At 70.6% G+C, this 22,425-nt stretch carries 22 protein-coding genes and 1 pseudogene; 9 read left to right on the top strand and 14 right to left on the bottom strand.

Features of this window, described 5'->3' with window-relative positions:
• The 3 genes from ACLD7X_RS12300 to ACLD7X_RS12290 form a co-directional block, all read right to left on the bottom strand.
• The coding region (locus tag ACLD7X_RS12300) for a peroxidase family protein (RefSeq protein WP_411423931.1) at positions 1-718 on the bottom strand (718 nt) is incomplete at its 3' end.
• A gap of 71 nt (positions 719-789) precedes the next feature.
• Positions 790-1,803, bottom strand: coding sequence for an NAD(P)-dependent alcohol dehydrogenase (locus ACLD7X_RS12295; RefSeq protein WP_412006713.1), 1,014 nt, complete (start codon positions 1,801-1,803; stop codon positions 790-792).
• Positions 1,804-1,818: 15 nt separating this feature from the next.
• On the bottom strand, positions 1,819-1,941 hold the full coding sequence (locus ACLD7X_RS12290; protein ID WP_411423929.1) for a hypothetical protein: 123 nt from the start codon (positions 1,939-1,941) through the stop codon (positions 1,819-1,821).
• An 83-nt stretch (positions 1,942-2,024) separates the two neighbouring features.
• Here ACLD7X_RS12290 and ACLD7X_RS12285 point away from each other — a divergent pair, with 83 nt between their 5' ends.
• The gene (locus tag ACLD7X_RS12285; protein WP_411423928.1) at positions 2,025-2,984 is read left to right on the top strand and encodes a glutathione S-transferase family protein; all 960 of its coding nucleotides are present in this window, start codon (positions 2,025-2,027) and stop codon (positions 2,982-2,984) included.
• A gap of 27 nt (positions 2,985-3,011) precedes the next feature.
• On the opposite strand, the gene ACLD7X_RS12280 is transcribed toward ACLD7X_RS12285, so the two are convergent.
• From ACLD7X_RS12280 to lysA, 8 genes are read right to left on the bottom strand one after another with little or no spacing between them, the layout of a single operon-like run.
• Entirely contained in the window at positions 3,012-3,617 is a 606-nt protein-coding gene (locus ACLD7X_RS12280) for a nitroreductase family protein (protein WP_411423927.1), read from the bottom strand.
• Positions 3,618-3,619: 2 nt separating this feature from the next.
• Positions 3,620-4,189 carry a hypothetical protein gene (locus tag ACLD7X_RS12275; RefSeq protein ID WP_411423926.1) on the bottom strand — a complete coding sequence of 190 codons (570 nt, stop codon included), beginning with the start codon at positions 4,187-4,189 and terminating at the stop codon, positions 3,620-3,622.
• Positions 4,186-5,181, bottom strand: coding sequence for a DUF952 domain-containing protein (locus ACLD7X_RS12270; protein ID WP_412006714.1), 996 nt, complete (start codon positions 5,179-5,181; stop codon positions 4,186-4,188). Before ACLD7X_RS12270 ends, ACLD7X_RS12275 begins: the two co-directional genes overlap by 4 nt.
• On the bottom strand, positions 5,171-6,130 hold the full coding sequence (gene trhO / locus ACLD7X_RS12265) for an oxygen-dependent tRNA uridine(34) hydroxylase TrhO (protein ID WP_411423924.1): 960 nt from the start codon (positions 6,128-6,130) through the stop codon (positions 5,171-5,173). Before trhO ends, ACLD7X_RS12270 begins: the two co-directional genes overlap by 11 nt.
• Positions 6,127-7,149 carry a biotin synthase BioB gene (gene bioB / locus ACLD7X_RS12260; RefSeq protein WP_411423923.1) on the bottom strand — a complete coding sequence of 341 codons (1,023 nt, stop codon included), beginning with the start codon at positions 7,147-7,149 and terminating at the stop codon, positions 6,127-6,129. The genes trhO and bioB overlap by 4 nt, the downstream gene beginning before the upstream one ends.
• A gap of 5 nt (positions 7,150-7,154) precedes the next feature.
• Positions 7,155-7,931: an isoprenyl transferase gene (locus ACLD7X_RS12255; RefSeq protein ID WP_411423922.1), complete on the bottom strand. Its 777-nt coding sequence runs from the start codon at positions 7,929-7,931 to the stop codon at positions 7,155-7,157.
• Positions 7,928-8,758: a diadenylate cyclase gene (locus ACLD7X_RS12250; RefSeq protein ID WP_411423921.1), complete on the bottom strand. Its 831-nt coding sequence runs from the start codon at positions 8,756-8,758 to the stop codon at positions 7,928-7,930. The genes ACLD7X_RS12255 and ACLD7X_RS12250 overlap by 4 nt, the downstream gene beginning before the upstream one ends.
• A 20-nt stretch (positions 8,759-8,778) precedes the next feature.
• A complete protein-coding gene (lysA, locus tag ACLD7X_RS12245) occupies positions 8,779-10,227 on the bottom strand; it encodes a diaminopimelate decarboxylase (protein WP_411423920.1) in 1,449 nt (482 codons plus the stop codon).
• Positions 10,228-10,301: 74 nt separating this feature from the next.
• Between lysA and ACLD7X_RS12240 the strand changes: the two genes are divergently transcribed.
• The 5 genes from ACLD7X_RS12240 (at position 10,302) to ACLD7X_RS12220 (ending at position 16,318) form a co-directional block, all read left to right on the top strand.
• Complete coding sequence (locus ACLD7X_RS12240; protein WP_411423919.1) at positions 10,302-10,796, top strand: GNAT family N-acetyltransferase; 495 nt, start codon at positions 10,302-10,304, stop codon at positions 10,794-10,796.
• A 163-nt stretch (positions 10,797-10,959) separates the two neighbouring features.
• Positions 10,960-13,485, top strand: a complete 2,526-nt coding sequence (locus ACLD7X_RS12235; protein ID WP_411423918.1) for an ATP-dependent Clp protease ATP-binding subunit — start codon at positions 10,960-10,962, stop codon at positions 13,483-13,485.
• Between the two features lie 111 nt (positions 13,486-13,596).
• Entirely contained in the window at positions 13,597-14,778 is a 1,182-nt protein-coding gene (locus ACLD7X_RS12230) for an iron-containing alcohol dehydrogenase family protein (protein ID WP_411423917.1), read from the top strand.
• Positions 14,775-15,680, top strand: coding sequence for an alpha/beta fold hydrolase (locus tag ACLD7X_RS12225; RefSeq protein WP_411423916.1), 906 nt, complete (start codon positions 14,775-14,777; stop codon positions 15,678-15,680). Before ACLD7X_RS12230 ends, ACLD7X_RS12225 begins: the two co-directional genes overlap by 4 nt.
• Before the next feature lie 2 nt (positions 15,681-15,682).
• Positions 15,683-16,318, top strand: a complete 636-nt coding sequence (locus ACLD7X_RS12220) for an LmeA family phospholipid-binding protein (protein ID WP_411423915.1) — start codon at positions 15,683-15,685, stop codon at positions 16,316-16,318.
• Between the two features lie 11 nt (positions 16,319-16,329).
• Here ACLD7X_RS12220 and ACLD7X_RS12215 read toward each other — a convergent pair whose 3' ends face one another.
• The 3 genes from ACLD7X_RS12215 to ACLD7X_RS12205 all read right to left on the bottom strand — a co-directional run bounded on the left by ACLD7X_RS12215 (position 16,330) and on the right by ACLD7X_RS12205 (position 19,311).
• The gene (locus ACLD7X_RS12215; RefSeq protein ID WP_411423914.1) at positions 16,330-17,175 is read right to left on the bottom strand and encodes a phosphatidate cytidylyltransferase; all 846 of its coding nucleotides are present in this window, start codon (positions 17,173-17,175) and stop codon (positions 16,330-16,332) included.
• On the bottom strand, positions 17,172-17,798 hold the full coding sequence (cbiT, locus tag ACLD7X_RS12210) for a precorrin-6Y C5,15-methyltransferase subunit CbiT (protein ID WP_411423913.1): 627 nt from the start codon (positions 17,796-17,798) through the stop codon (positions 17,172-17,174). Before cbiT ends, ACLD7X_RS12215 begins: the two co-directional genes overlap by 4 nt.
• A gap of 91 nt (positions 17,799-17,889) precedes the next feature.
• Positions 17,890-19,311, bottom strand: a complete 1,422-nt coding sequence (locus tag ACLD7X_RS12205; RefSeq protein ID WP_411423912.1) for an Orn/Lys/Arg family decarboxylase — start codon at positions 19,309-19,311, stop codon at positions 17,890-17,892.
• Between the two features lie 49 nt (positions 19,312-19,360).
• Here ACLD7X_RS12205 and ACLD7X_RS12200 point away from each other — a divergent pair, with 49 nt between their 5' ends.
• The 3 genes and pseudogenes from ACLD7X_RS12200 to ACLD7X_RS12190 all read left to right on the top strand — a co-directional run.
• Complete coding sequence (locus ACLD7X_RS12200; protein ID WP_411423911.1) at positions 19,361-21,052, top strand: ABC1 kinase family protein; 1,692 nt, start codon at positions 19,361-19,363, stop codon at positions 21,050-21,052.
• A 78-nt stretch (positions 21,053-21,130) separates the two neighbouring features.
• The gene (locus tag ACLD7X_RS12195) at positions 21,131-21,610 is read left to right on the top strand and encodes a hypothetical protein (RefSeq protein WP_411423910.1); all 480 of its coding nucleotides are present in this window, start codon (positions 21,131-21,133) and stop codon (positions 21,608-21,610) included.
• 107 nt (positions 21,611-21,717) lie between these two features.
• Positions 21,718-22,425: pseudogene (locus tag ACLD7X_RS12190) on the top strand (hypothetical protein); the annotation flags it as partial.

Raw genomic sequence — 22,425 nt, 5'->3', positions numbered from 1 at the left:
CCCGCACATCCCGGCCGGAGGCCACCGGATCGGGTTCGCCGTTCGGGCCCTCGGGGTTCACGTAGATCAGCCCCATCTGCACCGCGGCCAGCGGATTCTCCAGCTCACGCTCGCCGCTGTGGCGCTCGTCCCCCATCCAGCTGGTCTCGCGGCCCCAGTAGGTGTCCTCCTCCGGCTGCCAGATGTCCACGCGGCCCGCGCCGAAGCCGAAGGTCTTCAAGCCCATCGATTCCAGCGCACAGTTGCCGGTGAGGATGATCAGATCGGCCCAGGAGATGCGGTTGCCGTACTTCTGCTTGATCGGCCAGAGCAGGCGCCGGGCCTTGTCGAGGTTGCCGTTGTCGGGCCAGCTGTTGAGCGGCGCGAAACGCTGGTTGCCGGTGCCGCCGCCGCCGCGGCCATCGCCGGTGCGGTAGGTGCCGGCGCTGTGCCAGGCCATGCGGATGAAGAGCCCCCCGTAGTGCCCCCAGTCGGCCGGCCACCAGTCCTGGGAGTCGGTCATCAGGGCGAGGAGATCGCGCTTGAGGGCCGCGAAATCCAGCTGGCTGAACGCTTCGGCGTAGTCGAAGCTGGCCCCGAGGGGATTGGAGGCCGGGGCGTGCTGGTGCAGGATCCCGAGATTGAGCTGGTGGGGCCACCAGGCATGGTTCGCCGAACCGCGGGCCGCGGCGGTGGCCGCGGCGTGGCCCGAGAACGGGCACTGGCCAAGCTCAGTCATCGCGGTGCCGCAGCGGGGAGGGAACGTTCACCCAGACCGTATGCACAGCCCTCCGGGCGGGCAGATGCCCCTCACATTCCGTAGCCCGCCAGCGCTGGCGCCATCCCGGCCAGGGTGATCACGACATTGCCCCGCTTGTGACCGGTGTCGACATAGCGGTGGGCCTCCACCATCTGGGCAAACGGATAACAGCGGTCGATCACCGGTTCGAATGCCCCGGCCTCCGCCAGAGCCGCGAGGGTCGCCACGTCCTCGGCCCGGGCCGAGGCCGGGCCCGCCAGCACGCGCCGGCGCGAGATCCATGAGTGCCAGCCGCTCAGCATCAGGTCGGGGAGGCCGGCCACCAGCAGCAGCAGGCGGCCCCCAGGCTTGAGCGAGCGCCGGCAACGGGCCAGGGGAGCCGTGCCGACGGCATCGACGATCACGTCATAGACCTCACCGCGCTGGGTGAAGTCTTCCCGGGTGTAGTCGATGACCTGGCGGGCCCCGAGCGATCGCACCAGATCCAGGTTGGCGCCGCTGCAGACCCCCGTCACATCGGCGCCCCAGTGCCGGGCCAGCTGCACCGCCGCGGTGCCGACGGCACCGGAAGCCCCGTTCACCAGCACCCGCTCGCCGGGCCGCAGCCCGGCGCGGCGGAAGTAGTCCAGCATCGTCGTGCCACCGAAGCAGAGGGCGGCGGCCGCCTCGAAGGAGAGGTGACTCGGCTTGGGGGCGACCGTCCCCGCGGCAGGCAGGCAGCAGTACTCCGCATGGCAACCCATGGCAGCGTCGCTGAAGCCGATGACGGCATCGCCGACCCGGAACCGGTCCACATCGCGGCCGAGCGCCTCCACGACCCCGGCCAGTTCCATCCCCAGGATGGGCTGCCTGGGGCGCCTGAATCCGGCGATCAGCCGGATGATCAGGCCGAAACCCGGCGGCACCTCCAGGCTGCGCATCCTCCAGTCGCCTGAGCTGACCGTGGTGGCATGGACACGGATCCGCACCTCATCGGCCCGGGGGGTGGGCAAGGGGACATCCTTCATCTGAAGAACGTCTGGCGGCCCATACCGCTCCACCACGAAGGCTTTCATGCCGCGCATGGCTCCGGCGCGCCGTCAGGGGGTGGGCAGGGTGAAGCCGGACTGGAGGTGCTTGAGATCCAGCAGCACGACCATGAACCACACCAACAGGGCCAGCCCCCCCAGGGATGCCGCGACCGTGGCCAAGGAGCGGAGCATGGGGGCGGTGCCGTCAGCCTCCCTGTCTAGCGGAACCCGCCTGCGCGCCTGCTCGTTACGGTGAGCGCCGCTGGGAGAGGGGCGTGGGTCTGCTGATCGACGGGGTGTGGCACGACCGCTGGTACGACACCAGCAGCACCGGCGGCCGCTTCGTGCGCTCGGCCTCCCAGTTCCGGCATTGGGTCACCCCCGATGGCCGGCCGGGGCCCAGCGGCGAGGGGGGATTTCGGGCCGAACCCCACCGTTACCACCTCTACATCTCCCACGCCTGCCCCTGGGCCCACCGCACGGCCATCTTCCGCAGCATCAAGGGCCTGGCCCCGATCGTCTCCCTGTCGGTGGTGCACTGGTTCATGGGGGACCAGGGCTGGACGTTCCATCCCGGCGAGGGGGTGGTCCCGGACCCGATCCACAAGGCCGAGTTCCTCCACACGATCTACACCAGCGCAGACCCTCACTACAGCGGCCGGGTCACGGTGCCGGTGCTCTGGGACAAGAGCACCGGGCGGATCGTGAACAACGAATCCTCCGAGATCATCCGCATGTTCAACAGCGCCTTCGAAGCTCTCGGCACCGCCCCCGGCGACTACTACCCCGAGGATCTCTGGGAGGAGATCGACCAGCTCAATGCCTGGATCTACGAGACCGTGAACAACGGGGTCTACCGCTGCGGGTTCGCCACCACCCAGGAGGCCTATGAGGAAGCCCTGCGGCCCCTGTTCGCCACCCTCGATGCCCTCGAGGAACGCCTGGCGGAACAGCCCTACCTGCTGGGCCATCGCCTCACCGAGGCGGACTGGCGCCTGTTCACCACCCTGGTGCGCTTCGATCCGGTGTATGTGGGGCACTTCAAGTGCAACCTGCGTCGCCTGGTCGATTACCCCAACCTCTGGCGTTACGTGCGGGAGCTTTACCACGTTCCCGGGGTGGCCGAGACGGTGAACATGGAGCACATCAAGGGCCATTACTACGCCAGCCACACCATGATCAATCCCTCCGGCGTGGTGCCGGCTGGCCCCCTGATCGATTTCTCCAAGCGCTGAGTTCCCAGCCGGGGCCCCCGCGGCGGGTCAGAACCCGTTCTCGAACACCAGGTCCTCCAGGGGCAGCTGGCCGGGCTTGGGCCAGGGGTCCTGGGTTCCCCGGCCGATCGCCACCATTGGCCCCATGACATGTTCCTGCGGCAGGCGGATCAGCTCGGCCAGCTTCTCGATCTCGAAGCCGATCATCGGGCAGCTCTGGTAGCCCATCCCGGTGGCGGCCAGCATCAGGGTCTGCATCGCCAGGCCGATCGAGCGCTGGGCCTCATCCCGCTGCAGCCACTCCCGGCCTTCGTGGAACGGGCCCATCCAGCCCACCAGCAGGTCGGCGACGGGCTGGGGGGCCTTGGCCCAGTAGCGCTCGGGCTGCTTGCTCCAGGCCTTCATGTCGGCCGTGAACAGCACCAGCAGCGACGCATCGGTGATCTGGGCCTGATCGTTGCCGTAGTCCTTGCGGATGGTGGCCCGCAGGGCTGGATCGCGCAGGATCACGAACCGCCAGTGCTGAATGTTGAAGCTCGTCGGGGCCTGGATGGTGGCCTCCAGCAACCTCCGTTCCTCCTCCGCGGTGAGCCGGTGGTCGGGGTCGAAGTGTTTCACCGCCCGGCGGGCGTAGATCGCGTCCAACACGTCCATGGCTAGGGCGGCAAAGGGTCCGTGCCGCTGACCCTAGGGGGTTCCTCGAGCGGCCCCGGAACGCTGCCGAGGCGACGGGCGCTGCGGCGCAGCCCCTCCGCGCAGTCCCCCACCATCAGCAGGCCGGCCCCACCCCACAGCAGCCGGGCGGGCAGATCGGCTGCGCCGGCTCCCAGCTCCCGCACGGGCTCGAAGCCCAGCTGGCGGAAGTAGCGCACCAGCCGCCGGTGCTGCCGCTCCCCATCCCGGATCGCCAGCAACCTGGCCCGGCGGCAGGGGGTCGCCTCCAGCGCCCAGGCGAAGGTGGCGGCCCAGATCAACGCGCCCACCCCGGCGCTGTCCTCCCCCTGCACCCGCAGCGTGTCCAGCCGCAGCCCATCCGCCAGCGGCAGCGCCCAGCCCTTCATCTCTCCCAGCAGCACCAGCCCATCGCCCGGCCGCCCAGGATCCCGGCGGCGGGCCACGCCGACGCGCAGCGTCCAGCCCACCCCCGCCAGGCGGCCCACCTGCAGCCGCAGCAACAGCCGGCGCCGGGCCGCCGCCTGCTCGATCTGCGCCAACGGGAAGGTCATGGCCGGTAGGGCTCGGCCCACAGCACGGCCTCGAGCGGCAGGGCACCGAACAGGTGGGGGAAGAGCTCACCAGTGCCCGGGGCCGGCTCCGGCCGCACCTCCACCCCGACCTGCGCCAGCCGGACGGGATCGAGACACAGCAGCACCACCGCGCCGGCGTCGGCGTAGAAGCGCCGGGCCGTGCTCGCCACCTGGTGGGCGTAGCTGGCGTGGATGAAGCCCACCTCCGCCAGGTCCCGGCCCCGGGTGGAGCGTCGGTAGCCCCCCGCAGCCCGGGCAGCCTGCCACTCCGGCTGCAGAGCCAGGTGGTAGAGCCAGCGGGGCGACCACCAGGGATGGCGGCTGGCCCAGGGATCCGCCATCACCGCGGCGAGCTGCGGGCCCTGGAGGAATCGGACCAGCCAGTCCTGGAGCGGCCGCAGGCCGGGGAGGCGATCGAAGCCGGCCGGATCGGCGCTCCTGAACTGGCGGACGAAGGGCAGCAGGGCCCAGTCGACCAGCGACGACCGCGGGCCCAGCAGCCAGCCACCCCGCTCCAGCCGGGCATTCCAGCCCCTCAGGATCGCCAGGGCCGCGCCCTGGTGCTCCTCCCGCCGGCTCTCCCCCGCTGGGCCGTAGCGGGCGGCGTACTTGAAGCGATCCAGATGGTGCTTGAAGGGGCCATCGTTCTCGGCGATCAAGGCCGCCGCCTCGACCCCATCCCAACCCAGCCAGCCCTCGGGGTCGCCCCCGGCCAGGGCCCACTGCATGATCGCCAGGCTCTCGTCGCGCACCCGCCCCTCCCGCTCCACCAGCACCGGCACGGTGCCCCTGGGGGAGGCCTCCAGCAGCTCCGGCGGCTTGGCCCTGAGGCTCACCTCCCGCACCTCCAGATCCCGGCCCGGCTCGAGACCAGCCGCACGGAGGGCCAGCCGCGCCCGGATCGCATAGGGACAGCGCCGGAAGCTGTAGAGCACCGGCAGGCCCTCCGCCGGTCGGCGCTCAGGCGCCACCTTGGGCCGGCAGGCTGAAGCTTCGGCCGATGTGGGGCTCACCCCGCTGCCTGGCCAGGTCCATCTGCCGCTGGCGCTCGGCGTAGCGGCGACGGTCGGCTTCGTCGTGCAGGTGCAGGCAGTGGCGGCAGCTCACCCCCGCCGCGTAACTGGGCAGCTGGCGGTCGGCGGCGGTGAGCGGCATGCGGCAGGCGTGGCAGAGGCTCGCCTCGCCGGGTTCGAGCCGGTGGTTCACGGCCACCCGCTGGTCGAACACGAAGCACTCCCCCCGCCAGCGGCTGCCCTGCTCCGGATGCTGCTCCAGGTAGCGCAGGATTCCCCCGTGCAGGTGATGAACCCCCGTGAAGCCCTGGCGCAAGAGGTGGGCCGTGGCCTTTTCGCAGCGGATCCCACCGGTGCAGAAGAGGGCGATCGCCTGCGGGCGCCGCTCCTCCACCAGGGGGCGCAGCTGGCGTTCCACCCAGTCGGGGAACTCGCGGAAGCTGCGGGTGCCGGGATCGATCGCCCCGGCGAAGCTGCCCAGCGCCACTTCGTAGGCATTGCGGGTGTCGATCACCAGCGTGCCCGGATCCTCGATCAGGGCATCCCACGCGTCGGGGGCCACGTGGGTGCCCACCGACGCCGAGAGGTAGGGCTGCAGGCCCGCCTCTCCCATCGTGACGATCTCCCGCTTGAGGCGCACCTTGAAGCGGTGAAAGGCCTGGGCGGGGGCCTGGGCGCTCTTCACCTCCAGGGCCGCCAGGCGCGGCTCGGCCCGCAACGTCGCCAGCAGGTCCTCCACGGCGGCCGCGGGGCCGCTCACCGTGCCGTTCACCCCCTCCGGGGCCAGCAGTACCGTGCCCTTGACCGCGCCGGCCTCTGCACAGCCCAGGAGCCGTCGGCGCAGCGCCGGCAGCTCGGCCGGCTCGAAGGCGGCGAAGCGGTAGAAGGCGGCCACCCGCAGGCTCATGCCAGGCAGAGCGGCTCGGTCGGCGCCTCCTCGACCCGCACCCCGGCGGCCGCCAGCAGTGCCCGATCGGCCGCCACGTCCGGATTGCCGGTGGTGAGCAGGGTGTCGCCGTAGAAGATCGAATCCGCGCCTGCCAGCAGACAGAGGATCTGCGCTTCCCGGTTCATCTGCTCCCGCCCGGCGCTGAGGCGCACCCGGGAGTGGGGCATGAGGATCCTGGCCGTGGCCACCATCCGCACCAGCTCCAGGGGGTCCACCGCCGGCTGCTCCTCCAGGGGAGTGCCCTCCACCGCCACCAGGGCATTGATCGGCACGCTCTCGGGATGGGGGTTCAGGCTGGCCAGCACCTGCAGCAGGGAGGCCCTGTCCTCGGGCCCCTCCCCCATGCCGATGATGCCGCCGCAGCAGAGGGTCACACCGGAACGGCGCACCCGCTCGAGCGTTTCGAGGCGTTCCTGGTAGGTGCGGGTGGTGATGATCCGCCCGTAGTGCTCGGGGCTGGTGTCGAGGTTGTGGTTGTAGGCGGTGAGGCCCGCCTCGGCCAGCCGCGCCGCCTGAGCATCGGTGAGCATGCCGGCGGTGACACAGGCCTCCATCCCCAGCTCCCGCACGCCCCGCACCATCTGCAGCATCGCCTCGAACGGGGCGCCGTCGCGGATCTCCCGCCAGGCCCAGCCCATGCAGAAGCGGTGGGCCCCCGCCTGCCTGGCGGCGCGGGCCCGCTCCAGCACCGGAGCCACCGCGAGCTCCGGCCGACCGGCCACGTCGGCGCTGTGGTGCAGTGACTGGGGGCAATAGGCGCAATCCTCCTCACAGCCGCCCGTCTTGACACTGAGCAGCGAGGCCAGCTGCACCCGGTAGCCGGGGTTGGCGGCGCGGTGCACCTGCTGGGCCTGCCAGAGCAGATCCATCAGCGGCAGCTCCAGCAACGCCTGGATCTCGGCACGGGTCCAGTCGTGGCGCATGGGCGGTCGGGTGATCACGGCGTCGGGCAACGGGCGATGGGCTGGAGAGGGCAAGGCGCTCAGGCGGCAGGTTCCACCCGGCCGAACCGCCGCTGGCGGTTCTGGTAGTCGAGCAGGGCCTGCAGCAGGGCCGCCCCGTCGAAGTCCGGCCAGAGCACATCGGTGATGTGCAGCTCGGCATAGGCGAGCTGCCACAGCAGGAAGTTGCTGATGCGCTGCTCGCCGCTGGTGCGGATCAGCAGGTCCGGATCGTGCTGGCCGGCGGTGTGGAGTTCGGCGGCGAAACAGCCTTCATCGATCGCCGCGGGGTCCAGTTCGCCGCGCGCCACCCGCTCCGCCAGCCGGCGGGCGACCCGCACCAGCTCGGCCCGGCCGCCGTAGTTGGTGCAGACGTTGAAATGGATGCCGGTGTTGGCCGCCGTGCGGGCGGTGGCATCGGCGATCAGCTGCTGCAAGCCGCGCGGCAGGGCCTCGAGGTCACCGAGGAAACGGATGCGGACCTGCTCCCGCTCCAGGGCGACGATCTCCCGCTCCAGCACCCGCTCGAACAGGGCCATCAGGAAACGCACCTCCTCTCCCGGGCGGTTCCAGTTCTCGGTCGAGAAGGCGTAGGCCGTCAGGGCCCCCACGCCCCAGTCGCTGCAGAGCCTGAGGGTGCGCTTCAGGGCCTCGACCCCCTCCCGGTGGCCCATCACCCGGGGCAGGCCGCGCTGGGAGGCCCAGCGGCCGTTGCCGTCCATGATCACCGCCACGTGGGCAGGCAGCCGGGCAGGATCCAGGCCCGCGGGTAACGGATGCCTCTGGGTGGGGCTGCTGGTCGCCAGGGCGCGACTCATCCGCGTGAATCCGGCGTGTCCTTGGCCACGCTACGCCCCGCGGGCAGAGCGAGGGACTTGGTGAGCAGATCGTGAAGGCGGCTGCTGGTGATCGGCCGCTCGAGCCGGCCCTGGCTCGCCAGGGCGAGGGTGCCGGTCTCCTCGGAGACGACGATCGCCAGACAGCGGTCGAACCGCTCGGTGAGGCCGAGCGCGGCGAGGTGGCGGGTGCCGTAGCGGTTGAGCCCCTGGCGGGAGAGGGGAAGGATCACCCCTGCCGCCAGGATGCGGTTCGCCTTCACCAGCACCGCTCCGTCATGCAGCGGGGTGTCGACGGCGAAGAGATTCAGCAGCAGGTCCACCGAGAGCTGGCCATCGATCGGGATGCCGGGGTTGAGAAAGTCCTCGGGCCGCAGGTCGCTGCCGAGATCCACCACGATCAGGGCCCCGCGGCGCGACTGGGAGAGCCGTCCCGCCGCCTCACTGAGCACGGCCACCGAGCCGGAGGCCAGCTGATCGCGGCGACGGTTGCCGAACAGGACCCCGATCCGTCCGGTGCCCAGCAGTTCCATCAACCGGCGCAGCTCCCCCTGCCAGAGGATGGCCAGGGTGAGGCTGCAGGCCAGCACGAGCGCGTCCACCAGCTTGCTGGTGAGGGGCAGGCTGGCGTAGCGCTGCACCACCCAGGCGAAGGCCACCAGCAGCAGATAGCCCCGGAGCAACCAGAGGGTGCGGGCCTCGGTGACCCGGCCCAGCACCACCACGCCAAGGGCGGTCGCGAACAGCAGATCCAGCAGCAGGCGGACATCCAGGAACCGAAGCCAACCACCAAGCCACGGCCCGGTCACGCCTGAACCCAATCCTGGCCTCAGGCTACCGGCGTGAGGCGGGCGGGAAGGACGTCGTAGCGCAGTAGGTCTTCCGGCTGCTCGCGCCGCTGCACCAGATCGGCCAGGCCCTCGTGCACCAGCACCGCCGCGGGGCGGGGAATGCGGTTGTAGTTGGAGGCCATCGAGGCGTTGTAGGCCCCCGTGGCGAACACGGCCAGCAGATCGCCGCTGGTGGCCGGGGGCAGGGCGATGTCCCGGAGCAGGACGTCGCCGGATTCACAGTGCTTGCCGGCGACCGTGACGGTCTCCGAGGCCTCGGCCCCCGGACGGTCGGCCAGGAGCGCGGTGTACAGCGACTGGTAGGTGATCGGGCGGGGGTTGTCGCTCATGCCGCCATCGACCGCGAGGTAGGTCCGCATCCCCGGGATCTCCTTGCGGCTGCCCACCGTGTAGACCGTGACGCCGGCCGTGGCCACCAGGGAGCGGCCGGGCTCGCACAGCAGCCGCGGCAGCTCGAGGCTGCGCTGACGGCAGGCCTCCGCCACCGCCTCGGCCACGGTGCGCACCCAGGCTTCGATGCTGGGCGGATCGTCGCTGGCGACGTAGCGGATCCCCAGCCCTCCGCCCACGTTCAGGTCGGTGACGGGATGGCCCAGATCCCGCGCCAGCTTCAGGGCGTCGGCCATCACCCCCGCCAGGTCGCGGTGGGGCTGGAGCTCGAAGATCTGGGAGCCGATGTGGGCATGCAGGCCGGTGAGCTGCGCCCAGGGGCAGCCCAGCAGGTGGTGCAGCACGGTCTCCAGCTGATCGGGATCGAAACCGAACTTGCTGTCCAGATGGCCGGTGCGGATGTACTCGTGGGTGTGGCACTCGATGCCCGGCGTGAACCGCAGCATCAGCCGCACGGGCTGCTCGAACGACGGTGACAGCTCGGCGAGAAGCTCGAGGTCACGCCAGTTGTCGACCACCACGGTCACCCCCTGGACGGCCGCGAGGGCCAGCTCCTCGCGGCTCTTGTTGTTGCCGTGCAGGACGATGCGCTCCGACGGCATGCCGCCGCCCAGGGCGGTGAGCAGTTCCCCGGCGGACACCGCATCCAGCCCGAGGCCTTCCTCCGCCACAATCGCGGTGATGGCCAGCGAGCTGTTGGCCTTGGAGGCGTAGAGCGCCAGGGACGGACCCGGATAGGCCGCCGCAAGGGCCTGGCGATAGGCCCGGCAGGTGGCCCGCAGCGTGGCCTCATCGAGCACGTACAGCGGTGTGCCGTAGGTGCGGGCCAGCTCGCTGAGCGTGCACCCCCCGACCTGGAGACGGCCCTCGCCATCGAGGGCCGTGGTGAGCGGGGTGAGGTTGCGGTTGGGGCTCGCCGTGTCCCGCTCCGGCTCGAAGGGCCGCAGGGCGGCGGCGACGGCGGCAGCAGGCTGGGCGGAGGGAACCGGGGACTGACCTGGCCGCGACTCGGCGCCGGTGACGGTTTCGCTGGACATCACCATGGCGGCAGCGCGGCTCTCGGAGATCGACGTCACGAAAGAATGTACGGAAGCACCGCCGCAGCTGGGCCGTGAGCCAGGCACCACCCCCGACCGGCGGGCTGCGGTCGGCTCCCCTGGCCCCGACCGACCTGGAGGAGTGTCTCGCCCTCGATCGCCAGTGCCTGCGGGGACTCTGGACCCCACAGCAGTGGCACACGGAACTGGGCGATCCCGGCCGGCCCGGGATCGGGCTCTGGGCGGGGGATGGGCTGGTGGGTGTGGGCTGCGCCTGGCTGGTGATCGATGAGCTCCACATCACCCTGGTGGCCGTGTTGCCGGACCGGCGCCGCCAGGGGCTGGGCCGGCGGGTGCTGGGGGAACTGCTGCGGGAGGGGCGTCGGCGCGGAGCCGCCCGGGCGACCCTGGAGGTGGGGGTCGAGAACCGTGCCGCGATCGCCCTGTACAGGGGGGCTGGCTTCACGACGGCCGGCAGACGTCGCGGTTACTACCGCAACGGCGAGGATGCCCTGATCCAATGGCTGCGGCTGGGGGATGGGGATCGACAGCCGGATGGGTGTGGATAACCGCCTTTTCTTATTCCTCAGCGGCCAGTATTTGCCGCATTGAGTTGCAATGAGAACGCAGCGGAGGCCTGCAGCAACTGGGATTCTCGATCTGAAGCCACCGCATCCACACCGCTCCGGTTAATCCTGATAGGTTGGATCAACTTGCAACAGGCCCCGGCCCATGTTCGAGCGGTTTACCGAGAAGGCCATCAAGGTGATCATGCTGGCCCAGGAAGAGGCCCGCCGCCTTGGACACAACTTCGTGGGCACCGAGCAGATCCTGCTGGGTCTGATCGGTGAGGGCACCGGCGTGGCCGCCAAGGTGCTCAAGTCGATGGGGGTCAACCTCAAGGACGCCCGTGTCGAGGTGGAGAAGATCATCGGGCGGGGCTCCGGCTTCGTGGCCGTCGAGATTCCCTTCACCCCCCGCGCCAAGCGGGTGCTGGAGCTCTCCCTGGAGGAGGCCCGCCAGCTCGGCCACAACTACATCGGCACCGAGCACCTGCTGCTGGGCCTGATCCGCGAGGGTGAAGGTGTCGCCGCCCGGGTGCTGGAGAACCTCGGCGTCGACCTGGCCAAGGTGCGCACCCAGGTGATCCGCATGCTGGGCGAGACCGCCGAGGTGGCCGCCGGAGGCGGCGGCAAGGGCTCCACCAAGACCCCCACCCTCGACGAGTTCGGCAGCAACCTCACCCAGCAGGCCGCCGATGGCAAGCTGGACCCCGTGGTGGGCCGCCAGCACGAGATCGAGCGGGTGATCCAGATCCTGGGGCGCCGCACCAAGAACAATCCCGTGCTGATCGGCGAGCCCGGCGTCGGCAAGACCGCCATCGCCGAGGGGCTCGCCCAGCGCATCAATTCCGGCGATGTTCCCGACATCCTCGAGGAGAAGCGGGTCCTCACCCTCGACATCGGCCTGCTGGTGGCCGGAACCAAGTACCGCGGTGAGTTCGAGGAACGCCTCAAGAAGATCATGGAGGAGATCCGGGGGGCCGGAAACGTGATCCTCGTGATCGATGAAGTCCACACCCTGATCGGCGCCGGTGCCGCCGAGGGGGCGATCGACGCCGCCAACATCCTCAAGCCGGCCCTGGCCCGAGGCGAGCTGCAGTGCATCGGTGCCACCACGCTGGATGAGTACCGCAAGCACATCGAACGGGATGCCGCCCTGGAACGCCGCTTCCAGCCGGTGATGGTGGGCGAGCCCTCCGTGGAAGACACGATCGAGATCCTGCGCGGCCTCAAGGAGCGCTATGAGGAGCACCACCGGCTGAAGATCGCCGACGAAGCCCTGATTGCGGCGGCCACCCTGGGGGATCGCTACATCTCCGACCGCTTCCTTCCCGACAAGGCCATCGACCTGATCGATGAGGCCGGCAGCCGGGTGCGCCTGATGAATTCCAAGCTGCCGCCCGCGGCCAAGGAAGTCGACAAGCAACTGCGTGCCGTTCAGAAGCAGAAGGAGGAGGCCGTACGCGAGCAGGACTTCACCAAGGCCGGTGAACTGCGCGACAAGGAGGTGGAGCTGCGCGAGCAGATCCGCACGATCCTGCAGGCCCGCAAGGATGATCAACCCGCTTCCGAAGCTCCCGAAGGAGCCGCGGTCGAGGTGTTCTCCGATCCGGACCGTTCGCCCATGGTCTCGGAAGAGGACATCGCCCACATCGTGGCGTCCTGGACGGGCGTTCCGGTGCAGAAGCTCACCGAGAGCGAGTCGGCCAAGCTGCTGAACATGGAGGAGACCCTCCACCAGCGCCTGATCGGCCAGGACGAAGCCGTCAAGGCCGTCTCCCGGGCGATCCGCCGGGCCCGCGTGGGCCTCAAGAACCCCAACCGTCCGATCGCCAGCTTCATCTTCTCCGGACCCACCGGGGTCGGCAAGACGGAGCTGACCAAGTCGCTGGCGGCTTACTTCTTCGGCAGCGAGGACGCCATGATCCGGCTCGACATGTCGGAGTTCATGGAGCGCCACACGGTCAGCAAGCTGATCGGTTCGCCTCCGGGCTACGTGGGCTTCAACGAGGGCGGCCAGCTCACCGAAGCCGTGCGGCGGCGTCCTTACACCGTCGTGCTGTTCGACGAGATCGAGAAGGCCCACCCCGATGTGTTCAACCTGCTGCTGCAGTTGCTCGAAGACGGACGCCTCACCGACTCGAAGGGACGCACGGTGGACTTCAAGAACACCCTGATCATCATGACCTCGAACATCGGTTCGAAGGTGATCGAGAAGGGTGGCGGCGGCCTCGGCTTCGAGTTCTCAGGTGGCGATGTCGAAGACACCCAGTACAACCGCATCCGGTCCCTGGTGAATGAGGAGCTGAAGCAGTACTTCCGCCCTGAATTCCTCAATCGACTCGACGAGATCATCGTCTTCCGTCAGCTCACCCGCGACGAAGTCAAGGAGATCGCCGAGATCATGCTCAAGGAGGTGTTCGGACGCATGGACGAGAAGGGAATCCACCTCTCGGTCACCGAGGCCTTCAAGGAACGGCTGGTGGAGGAGGGCTACAACCCCTCCTACGGGGCCCGCCCGCTGCGTCGTGCGGTGATGCGGCTGCTGGAGGATTCCCTCGCCGAGGAATTCCTCTCCGGAAGGATCGGAGAAGGGGACAGCGCCGTGGTGGATGTGAACGAAGCCAAGCAGGTGGTGATCCTCAAGCAGGCGCCCATCGCCGCGGTGCCTGAACTGGCCGGCGCCGGAGCCTGAACTGGCCGGCGCCGGAGCCTGAGGCTCCGGTCCCCGGGCCGGGGACCGGCTCCCTGGAAACTCCCTGGACAGCCGTTCGCTGGGTCACGGCGCGATCTTTACAATCCAGCCATGCCCCAGCAGCGATCCAGCCGCGCCGTTTCCAGGCCCTTCAGCAAGCCTGTCCTCCAGCCCGCCGAGCAGACCTCGCAGCCCAGCCATCACTGGGTGGCACCACGTGAGGTGATCCGCGGCGAGGGAGCCTGGCTGCGGGCCCTTCCCCGGATAGCCAGCCTCTGCCACACACCCCTGCTGCTGGGCCGGGGAGCGGCCACCGAGGCCCTGCGCCGGCAACTGGCCCTGGATCTCCGCCAGGCCGGCCTCAACCCGTGTGAGGCCGGCCTGGCGTTCGACTGCTGTGAGGAGGACCTCGCGCGGATCAGCCGCCAGATCAGGGAAGCCGCCAGCACGGTGGAGGCGGTCATCGCTGCCGGCGGCGGCAAGGTGCTGGACGCCGGCAAGCTGCTGGCCGAGCGCCATGGTCTGATCTGCATCACCGTGCCCACCAGCGCGGCCACCTGCGCCGGCTGGACCGCCCTTTCCAACGTCTACAGCCGCGACGGAGCCTTCCAGCGGGATGTGGCGCTGCAGCGCTGCCCGGACCTGCTCGTCTTCGACCATGCCCTGGTGCGCACCGCTCCCGGCCGCACCCTGGCCAGTGGCATCGCCGATGCCCTGGCCAAGTGGTATGAGGCCTCGGTGAGTTCTTCGGCAAGCGCCGATGGCCTCATCCAGCAGGCTGTGCAGATGGCCCGGGTGCTGCGCGACCAGCTGCTGATCGAGGCGGAGACGGCCCTGGCCGAACCGGCCAGCGAAGCCTGGGTGCGGGTGGCCGAGGCCTGCGGCCTCACCGCCGGTGTGATCGGCGGCCTGGGTGGGGCCCGCTGCCGCACCGTGGCGGCCCATGCCGTTCACAACGGGCTCACCCAGCTCGCCGGCAGCCATGGCGCCCTCCACGGCGAAAAGGTCGGCTTCGGCATCCTCGTGCAACTGCGGCTGGAGGAGGTGCTGGGGGGGAACCAGCTGGCCGCCCAGGCCCGGCGTCAGTTGCTGCCGCTGTTCCGGCAGCTGGGCATCCCGCGCGACCTGGCCGAGCTGGGCCTGGGGCGAGCCAGCCTCGAAGAACTTCAGCAGGCCTGTGACTTCGCCTGCGCCCCAGGGTCCGACCTGCACCACCTGCCGTTCAGGGTCACACCGGTGGATCTGCTGGCCGCCCTGGTCAGCACCTGCAGCGGCGAGCGTGCCGCAGCGTGATCACCGCCACCGCCGTTGAGACCCCGCTGGAGCAGTGCCGCCACCTGGTGGAGCGGGCCGCCCTCAGCCTGATCGACCCCCAGGGCCGGGCCCTGGCCCGGGCCGTTCAGTGGTGGCAGCTCGACGGCCTGGAGGGGGCCTGGCCGGTTGCGGTCATCGGCCAGGGCCCGCCGCTGCTGCTGCTGCACGGCTTCGACAGCTCCTTCCTGGAGTTCCGTCGTCTCGCCCCCCTGCTGGCGGAACAGCACCAGCTGATCATTCCGGACCTCTTCGGCTTCGGCTTCTGTCCCAGGCCAGCGGAGGCCCGCTACGGGCCGGAGGCGGTGCTTAGCCATCTGCGGGCCCTGCTGACGGCCCTGGGCGACCGTGTGGGCGAAGCCCCGGTGGGCCTGATCGGGGCCTCGATGGGGGGATCGGTGGCGGTGGAGCTGGCCCGCCAGCGGCCGGAGCACATCGCACGGCTGCTGCTGCTGGCCCCCGCCGGGCTCACCGGCCGGCCGATGCCGCTGCCACCGGTGCTCGACGGCCTGGGGGTGCGGTTTCTGGGATTGCCGGGGGTGCGCCGCGGCCTCTGCCGCAGTGCCTTTGCCGATCCCGACCGGGCCGTGGGTGAGGCGGAGCTCGAGATCGCCTCCCTGCATCTGGCGACCCCCGGCTGGGGGGAGGCCCTGCGCCGCTTCGCGCGCACAGGAGGGTTCGCGGGCTGCGGTCATCCCCTCCCTTCCCAACCGCTGCAGGTGCTCTGGGGCGCGGATGACCGCATCCTCCGCCAGCCCCAGAAAAGGGCCGCCCTGGCCCTGCTCGGTGAGCGGGTGCGGGAGCTGGAAGCCTGCGGCCATCTCCCCCACATCGATCAACCCGAGACCGTCGCGGCCACCTGGCGGGAAGGACAGCCCCGCTGACCATGGCCGCCGATTCCCAGGCCAGCGGACCGGTGCTGCAGCTCCTGGCCAGCGCCCTGCAGCTGTGGGTGCGGCAGCAGTGCCAGGCCGTCCAGAGTCTGGACATCCAACTGGAGGGCTCGGCCCTCGGCCTGCTGCGGGGGCGTCTGCAGGGGGTTCGCCTTCAGGCCACCCAGGTGGTGTACCAGGGCCTCCAGCTGGAACGGGCCGAGCTGCGCAGCGGCGCGATCGCCGTGCAGCTCGGCCATCTCTGGCGTGGCCAGCCGCTGGAGCTCGACCAGGCCTTCACGGTCCGGGGGCTGGTGGGCTTCACGGCGAGCGGACTCAGCCAGTCGCTCGGGCGGCCGGAGTGGCTCCCCCTGGCCGAAAGCCTGGGGGAACAGCTTCTGGAGGGCCAGCGGGTGACGGCGTTCCGGACCGAGGCCGCTCATCTGGTGCTGTCGGCGGCGGCAGCCGATGGCGGCCGGCCCGTCGAGTGCCGGACCACGATCGGCGCCGACGGGGGCACGATCGCGATCCGCCGCCTCGATGGAGCGGCTGTGGTGCACCTGCCCATGGACCCGGCGATCCGGATCGAACGGGCCTCGCTGGAGGGTGAACTGATCGTGCTGGAGGGCGAAGCCCTGGTGTCTCCCTGACCCGTGTCCCCCTAGCCCAGGGGCAACGGCAGCGCCAGGGTGACCAGGGAATACACCACCGCCGGTACGAACAGGTAACTGTCGATGCGATCCAGGATGCCGCCATGGCCGGGGATGGCATCGCCGGAGTCCTTGAGTCCGGCATCCCGTTTCATCATCGACTCGGTGAGATCACCCACGAGGGCGAACAGGGCCACCACGGCTCCCAGGGCGGCGCCGATCAACCAGCCCCAGCCCCAGCCGATCCAGGTGCCGCCCACGGCGCCAACCGCCATCGCACAGGCCACCCCACCGAGGGCCCCTTCAACGGTCTTGCCCGGTGAGATCGGCGAGAGGGGGCGCCGGCCGAAGCGCCGGCCGATCACGTAGGAGCCGATGTCGGTGGCCACGATCAGGAAGCAGGCCAGCAGGGTGAGGGCCAGACCGTTCTCCGGGAGCTCCCGCAGCTTGATCCAGTGACTGGGCAGAAAGCCCAGATAAAAAAGGCCGAAGACCGAGGCGGCGATGTCGGCGATCGTGCCGGTGACGGGTTGCAGCAACAGCCAGCCGCAGATCACCGCCCCCGAAGCCGGCAGCACCGCGGCCGCCACGCCGCCGGCGAACCAGCTGCCATGGCTGGCGAGCTGGGTGGAGACCAGCAGCAGCTGCACCGCCACCAGGGTGGTCTTGGTGGCCGGGCGGATCCCCTTCGACTGGGCCATCCGGAAGAACTCCAGCAGACCCAGGTGCACGATCACACCCACCGCCACCGTGAACCACCAGCCGCCGAGCATCACCACCACGAAGCCGAAGGCTCCGGCCGCCCAGCCGCTCAACAACCGCGGCAGGGACGTGGTGGTGCGGGGTTGGGGGATCACGGACGCTCCGCGGCGATCAGGAACAGCGGCTCGGCGGCGGCCAGCTTGGCCTGGCTGCCGCGCCGTTGCATCCGGTGGACGGTGGCCTGCACCACCTGCACATCGCGCGCCTCGAGCTGGCCCAGGGTATCGGTGGCATCCACCAGGCCCTCCAGGCTGGCGGTGCTGATCACAAGGCGGCCTGCGGGCTGCAGCGACTGCCAGACCAGCCGCAGCACATCCCCCAGGGGGCGGCCGACTTCCAGCACGACCCGGTCGGGGGAAGGCGGGAGCCGGGCCAGATCATCCGGCGCCGCACCGGGATGGATATGCAGGTTGGTGATCCCGAAGCGACGGCGGTTCTGCTCCAGCAGGGCAATCGCCTCGGGATCCCGCTCCAGGGTGTGCACCTGGCCCCGGGGCATGAGCCGGGCGATCTCCAGGGCCAGGGCGCCGGTGCCCCCGCCCACATCCCAGACGAGGGACTCGGCCCGGGGCCGCAGATGGGCCAGCAGCATCACCCGCAGTTCCATCGGCGTGGGACTGAAGCCCGGGGCGGCGTCGAAGGCCCCGTCCGGCAGCCCGGGGGTGACGAAATCCCACTGGTAGGGCGAGGCCGGGGACGCAGCACTGGGGTCGTCCATCAACGGCGGCCTTCGAACAAACGCGGGATGGGGCCAACGCGGGGAGGGGCAGGTCTGGGCCGGGGACGCAGCCCGCCGTGATGCCTTCCCATCAGCTGGCCACAACCCTCACCGTATCAGCGATCTGGCCAGGCCAGAGCCGCTCCTGCCCCTGCAGCCACTGGGCCCGGGCAGGATCGATGCGCTCCCCGGGAATCACCAGGGGGATACCCGGCGGGTAGGGGCAGAGGGGCTCGGCGGCCACCCGGCCTGCCGCCGCCGCGAGGGGGACCCGCTCGGCAGGGGCGCGCCAGGCCTGCCCCACCGGCAGCTCCGGCTCCCCCAGCTGCGGCAGGGGCGGAGCGCTGAAGGGCGGCAACGGTTCGCCCCCGCGGCATCGGGCCAGCGCCGCGAGGGCCCGGGGCAGCCGTCGCACCACCCCGCGGGGGGGTGCAACCCCCAGACAGAAGGTGAGGGTGCCGGGATCCGGCAACTCGGCGAGCACCCCGCGCTCCAGCAGCCAGACATCGGCGTCCAGGCCGCCGATGCCCAGGGCGGCCGTCAACACCACCAGGCGCAGGGGATCGTCGTTGGCCAGCAGCGGCAGGTTCAGGTCCCGGCAGCGGCGGCGCAGGCGTCGCGCCACCTCCACGGCCCGGGCGCGCTGGGCCAGCCCCGCAGCGCTGCGGCCATGGCGCAGGCTGCTGGCGGCGGAGGCCAGCAGGAGGGCGCTGGGGCTGGAGGTCTGCAGCCAGAGCAGGCTCCGCTGCACCGCCTCCACGTCCCAGCGACGACCCTGAGCCAGCAGGGCCGCGCTCTGGGCCAGGCCACCCCCACTCTTCTGGCAGGACACCACCACCAGGTCCGCCCCGGCCGCCAGGGCCTCCCCGTTGCCATGGGCCTGATCCACCAGCAGGGGCAGACCGGCCCGGTGCACCACCGCGGTCAGTCCCGCCAGATCCGCCCCGAACCCGTGGTACGTGGGGGCCACCAGGGCCACGGCCGCCAGGGGGCCGCCGGCCAGGGCCCCGGCCAGCGCCCGGCCGAGCCCCTCAGGGGTCGGAGGCCGCCACAAGCCGCTGATCGGATCGAAGGGCAGGCTGAACAGCACCGGCTGCAGCTGCCCCAGCACACAGGCGTGCAGCAGGGACCGGTGCAGGTTGCGCGGCAGCAGCACCCGGCTGCCGGGTGGTGCCAGCGCCAGCAGCGCGGCCTGCAGCAGACCGCTGGCCCCGTTCACCCCGAACCAGCAGCGCTCGGCCCCCAGCAGCTCGGCGCAGACCTGCTGCTCACGGGCCACCGCGCCATCGGGCTCCAGCGGCCCCCCGAACCCGGGCAACTCCGGCAGATCCCAGCTGCCGGGGCGCTGGCGCAGCAGACGCGCCAGATCGGGCGGCAGCCCCCGGCCCCGGCCATGGGCCGGCAGGTGGAGCGGCAGGGCGGCAGGGGTGGGGGCGAACAGAAGAGACAGAAAGAGGGAAGAGGAAAGAAGAGAAACCGTGCGGGAACGCCTGGATGGCGAGGGGCGGAACACCCGGCCGGTCCCGCGTTTCTAGAGTCTCGGTCCCCATCCGACCCTGCCCTTGACCGCCGCAGCCAGCCCCGGGACCCCGGCGGTCCCCGCTCCCCTGGGCTACGCCCCCCGGGAGGACCTGCGCTGGCTGCTGAGGCGCCCCGGGATGCTGGTCGGACGGCTCGTCTTCGTGCTCTGGCAACTGGCCAGCCTGGCCCTGGCGCTGCTGGTGCAGGGCAGCAGCACCGACCGCCGCGTCCAGCAGCGTCTCGGCAAGCGCATCCTCGACACCCTCACCAGCCTGGGCCCCTGCTTCATCAAGGTGGGGCAGGCCCTCTCCACCCGGCCCGACCTGGTGCGGCGGGACTGGCTCGATCAGCTCACCCAGCTCCAGGACAACCTCCCCGCCTTCCCCCAGGCCGTGGCCCTGCGGACGATCGAAGCGGAGCTGGGGGCCCCGGTGGAGCAGCTGTTCGAGCTCTTCCCGGACTACCCGGTGGCGGCCGCCAGCCTGGGGCAGGTGTACAAGGCCCTGCTGCCGGACGGGCACTGGGTGGCCGTGAAGGTGCAGCGGCCGGATCTGCCCCTGATCCTGCGGCGGGACCTGGTGATCATCCGGCTGCTGGCCATCCTCACCGCACCGCTGCTGCCGCTGAATCTGGGATTCGGGCTCGACGAGATCATCGATGAGTTCGGTCGCACCCTGTTCGACGAGATCGACTACCGCAAGGAGGCCGACAACGCCGAGCGTTTCGCCGCCCTGTTCGCCAGCCATCCCGAGGTGACCGTGCCGCGGGTGGAGCGCCAGCTGAGCACCCAACGGGTGCTCACGACCAGCTGGATCCACGGCACCAAGCTGCAGGAACGGCAGGTGCTCGAAGCCCGGCACCTCGACCCCACGGCCCTGATCCGCACCGGCGTGGTGGCGGGCCTGCAGCAGCTGCTGGAATTCGGCTACTTCCACGCCGATCCCCACCCCGGCAATCTCTTCGCCCTGCCCGGCCGCACCGGTCCCCTCGGCCATGTGGGCTATGTGGATTTCGGCATGATGGATTCGATCAGCAATGCCGATCGCCTCACCCTCACCGGGGCTGTGGTTCACCTGATCAACCGGGATTTCCGCGCCCTCGCCCAGGACTTCGTCACCCTCGGTTTTCTCCACCCCAGCACCGATCTCGAACCGATTCTCCCGGCCCTGGAGGAGGTGCTGGGTGGCGCCCTGGGCGAGAACGTGGGCGACTTCAACTTCAAGACGATCACCGACCGCTTCTCCGAACTGGTCTTCGACTACCCCTTCCGAGTGCCGGTGCGGTTCGCCCTAATCATCCGGGCGGTGGTGAGCCAGGAGGGCCTGGCCCTGCGGCTCGACCCCGATTTCAAGATCATCCGGGTGGCCTATCCCTACGTGGCCCGTCGCCTGCTCGCCGGGGACACCGCGGAGATGCGCGAGAAACTGCTCGAGGTGCTGTTCGACCGCGACGGTCGCCTGCGGATCGAGCGCCTCGAGAGCCTGCTCGGGGTGCTCGAGGATGACGGCCCGAGTACGGACCTGCTGCCGGTTGTCGGTTCGGGCCTGAAGCTGCTGTTCGGACCGGATGGGGCCAGCCTGCGCCAGCGTCTGCTGCTCACCCTGGTGCGGGATGACCGCCTGCACACCGACGATCTCCGGGCCCTCGCCGACCTGCTTCGGCGCACCTTCAGCGCCCGCAAACTGGCCAGCGGCCTGCTGGCCCGGCTCAATCCCCTGACCGCCGCCGCCTGACTGCCCCAGCCTGAGCGCCCCAGCCTGAGCGCCGCCACCCGGCGCGGCTAGGGTCGCTGGTGCCAGTTCCTGAATCCTGTGCCCTTCGAGCCGAGCTCCGCGCCAGTCAACCTGAGCGAGGCGGCCGCCGATCTGGCCCTGGGCAGCTATGGCGATCTGGATGCCCAGGAGTTCCTGCTCGAGTACGCGCCCCTGCTGCAGCCCCCCTACGTGCTGGCCGGCCTGGGGCTGGCGATCAGCGTGCTCTGCGGCCTCACCTTCGCCCGTCTCGTGCAGAACCGCCTGGAGGGATGGAAGCAGGACCGGCTGGCGCTGCTGCCGCTCGGCAATGGCGCCACCACCCTGCCCTACATCGGGGTGGTGATCGGCGTGACCCTCTTCATCGGCGGCAGCCTCCAGGTGTTCGGCTTCTCCTCGGGAGCGGCGCTGCTGGTGTCGTTCGTGCTCTCGATCGGCACGGCCGGCGCCCTGTGGGTCCAACTGGAGCGGCTGATGGCGCAGGTCGAGAACGGCACCTTCAGCGCCGTCGATTTCGACAACTTCGACCAGTTCTTCTGACCCCGGCGCGCACCGGATTCGCGGCTTCCGGGGTTTCCGGATATCACGACGGTGTGGGCAGCGGCCCGCAGCTCGGCTAACCCACGGGGACAGGTTCGGACCCGGCCGTGTGCTTCCTGGTGTTGCTCGGACTGGTGGGTCTGGCCCTGCTGATCCGGGAACGCAACGCGCTGCGTGAACGGCTGCGCCGGCTCGAGCAGGCCGTAGCGACGCTCGAGGGCCGCATCGCCCAGCCCCCTGCAGCGCGGCCCTCACCGCAGACACCACCAGCCGAAACACCGCTGCCCCAGCTGCCACCCCCCGCGCCGCCGGCAGCACAACCGCCCCCACCGGAGCCCGCAGGCCCGATCCGGCGACCCGAGGCGCGAACCGAGCCCCCCCGGCGACCTGGCTTGAAGCCGGCCCGGCCAGCCCGGCCCACCCCGGCGACGCAACGCCAGGGCCCCGGTCTGCGGCAGCGGGTGGAGAGCCTGCTGGTCGAGAACTGGACCGGGATTCTCGGGGTGGTCGTGCTGGTCGCGGGGATCACCTTCACGGTGATCAACGCGGCCCTGCTGCTCAGGCCCCTGCAACGGTTCCTGCTCACGGTGGTGGTTGCCCTGGCACTGGCGGCACCCTCCCTGGCGGTCGGTCAGCGGGAACCCTGGCGCAACCTCACCACCTGGATGCGCAGCGGAGCCGGGGCCCTGCTCCTGCTCGCCTGCACCGCCGCCGGCACCCTGCCCCAGCTGGGTCTGCAATGGACGGAGCGCCAGGACCTCTCCCTCGTCCTGATCGGCCTGGCGGTGCTGGTCAACCTGGCGCTGGCGACCCTG

Origin of the sequence: Aphanothece microscopica RSMan92 (genome assembly GCF_046613545.2) — a bacterium.
Classification (GTDB): Bacteria; Cyanobacteriota; Cyanobacteriia; order PCC-6307; family Cyanobiaceae; genus NIES-981.
The sequence above is the reverse complement of the archived record's forward strand: the minus strand, read 5'-3'. Positions and strand labels throughout refer to the sequence as shown.

What these genes read in the sequence shown, in the direction of transcription:
- ACLD7X_RS12235 (WP_411423918.1), top strand. Translation starts at nt 10,960, where the DNA reads ATGTTCGAGCGGTTTACCGAGAAGGCCATCAAGGTGATCATGCTGGCC.
- cbiT (WP_411423913.1), bottom strand. Translation starts at nt 17,798, where the DNA reads ATGGACGACCCCAGTGCTGCGTCCCCGGCCTCGCCCTACCAGTGGGAT.
- ACLD7X_RS12295 (WP_412006713.1), bottom strand. Translation starts at nt 1,803, where the DNA reads ATGCGCGGCATGAAAGCCTTCGTGGTGGAGCGGTATGGGCCGCCAGAC.
- ACLD7X_RS12220 (WP_411423915.1), top strand. Translation starts at nt 15,683, where the DNA reads ATGGCCGCCGATTCCCAGGCCAGCGGACCGGTGCTGCAGCTCCTGGCC.
- ACLD7X_RS12275 (WP_411423926.1), bottom strand. Translation starts at nt 4,189, where the DNA reads ATGACCTTCCCGTTGGCGCAGATCGAGCAGGCGGCGGCCCGGCGCCGG.
- lysA (WP_411423920.1), bottom strand. Translation starts at nt 10,227, where the DNA reads ATGTCCAGCGAAACCGTCACCGGCGCCGAGTCGCGGCCAGGTCAGTCC.
- ACLD7X_RS12255 (WP_411423922.1), bottom strand. Translation starts at nt 7,931, where the DNA reads ATGAGTCGCGCCCTGGCGACCAGCAGCCCCACCCAGAGGCATCCGTTA.
- trhO (WP_411423924.1), bottom strand. Translation starts at nt 6,130, where the DNA reads ATGAGCCTGCGGGTGGCCGCCTTCTACCGCTTCGCCGCCTTCGAGCCG.
- ACLD7X_RS12280 (WP_411423927.1), bottom strand. Translation starts at nt 3,617, where the DNA reads ATGGACGTGTTGGACGCGATCTACGCCCGCCGGGCGGTGAAACACTTC.
- ACLD7X_RS12230 (WP_411423917.1), top strand. Translation starts at nt 13,597, where the DNA reads ATGCCCCAGCAGCGATCCAGCCGCGCCGTTTCCAGGCCCTTCAGCAAG.
- ACLD7X_RS12290 (WP_411423929.1), bottom strand. Translation starts at nt 1,941, where the DNA reads ATGCTCCGCTCCTTGGCCACGGTCGCGGCATCCCTGGGGGGGCTGGCC.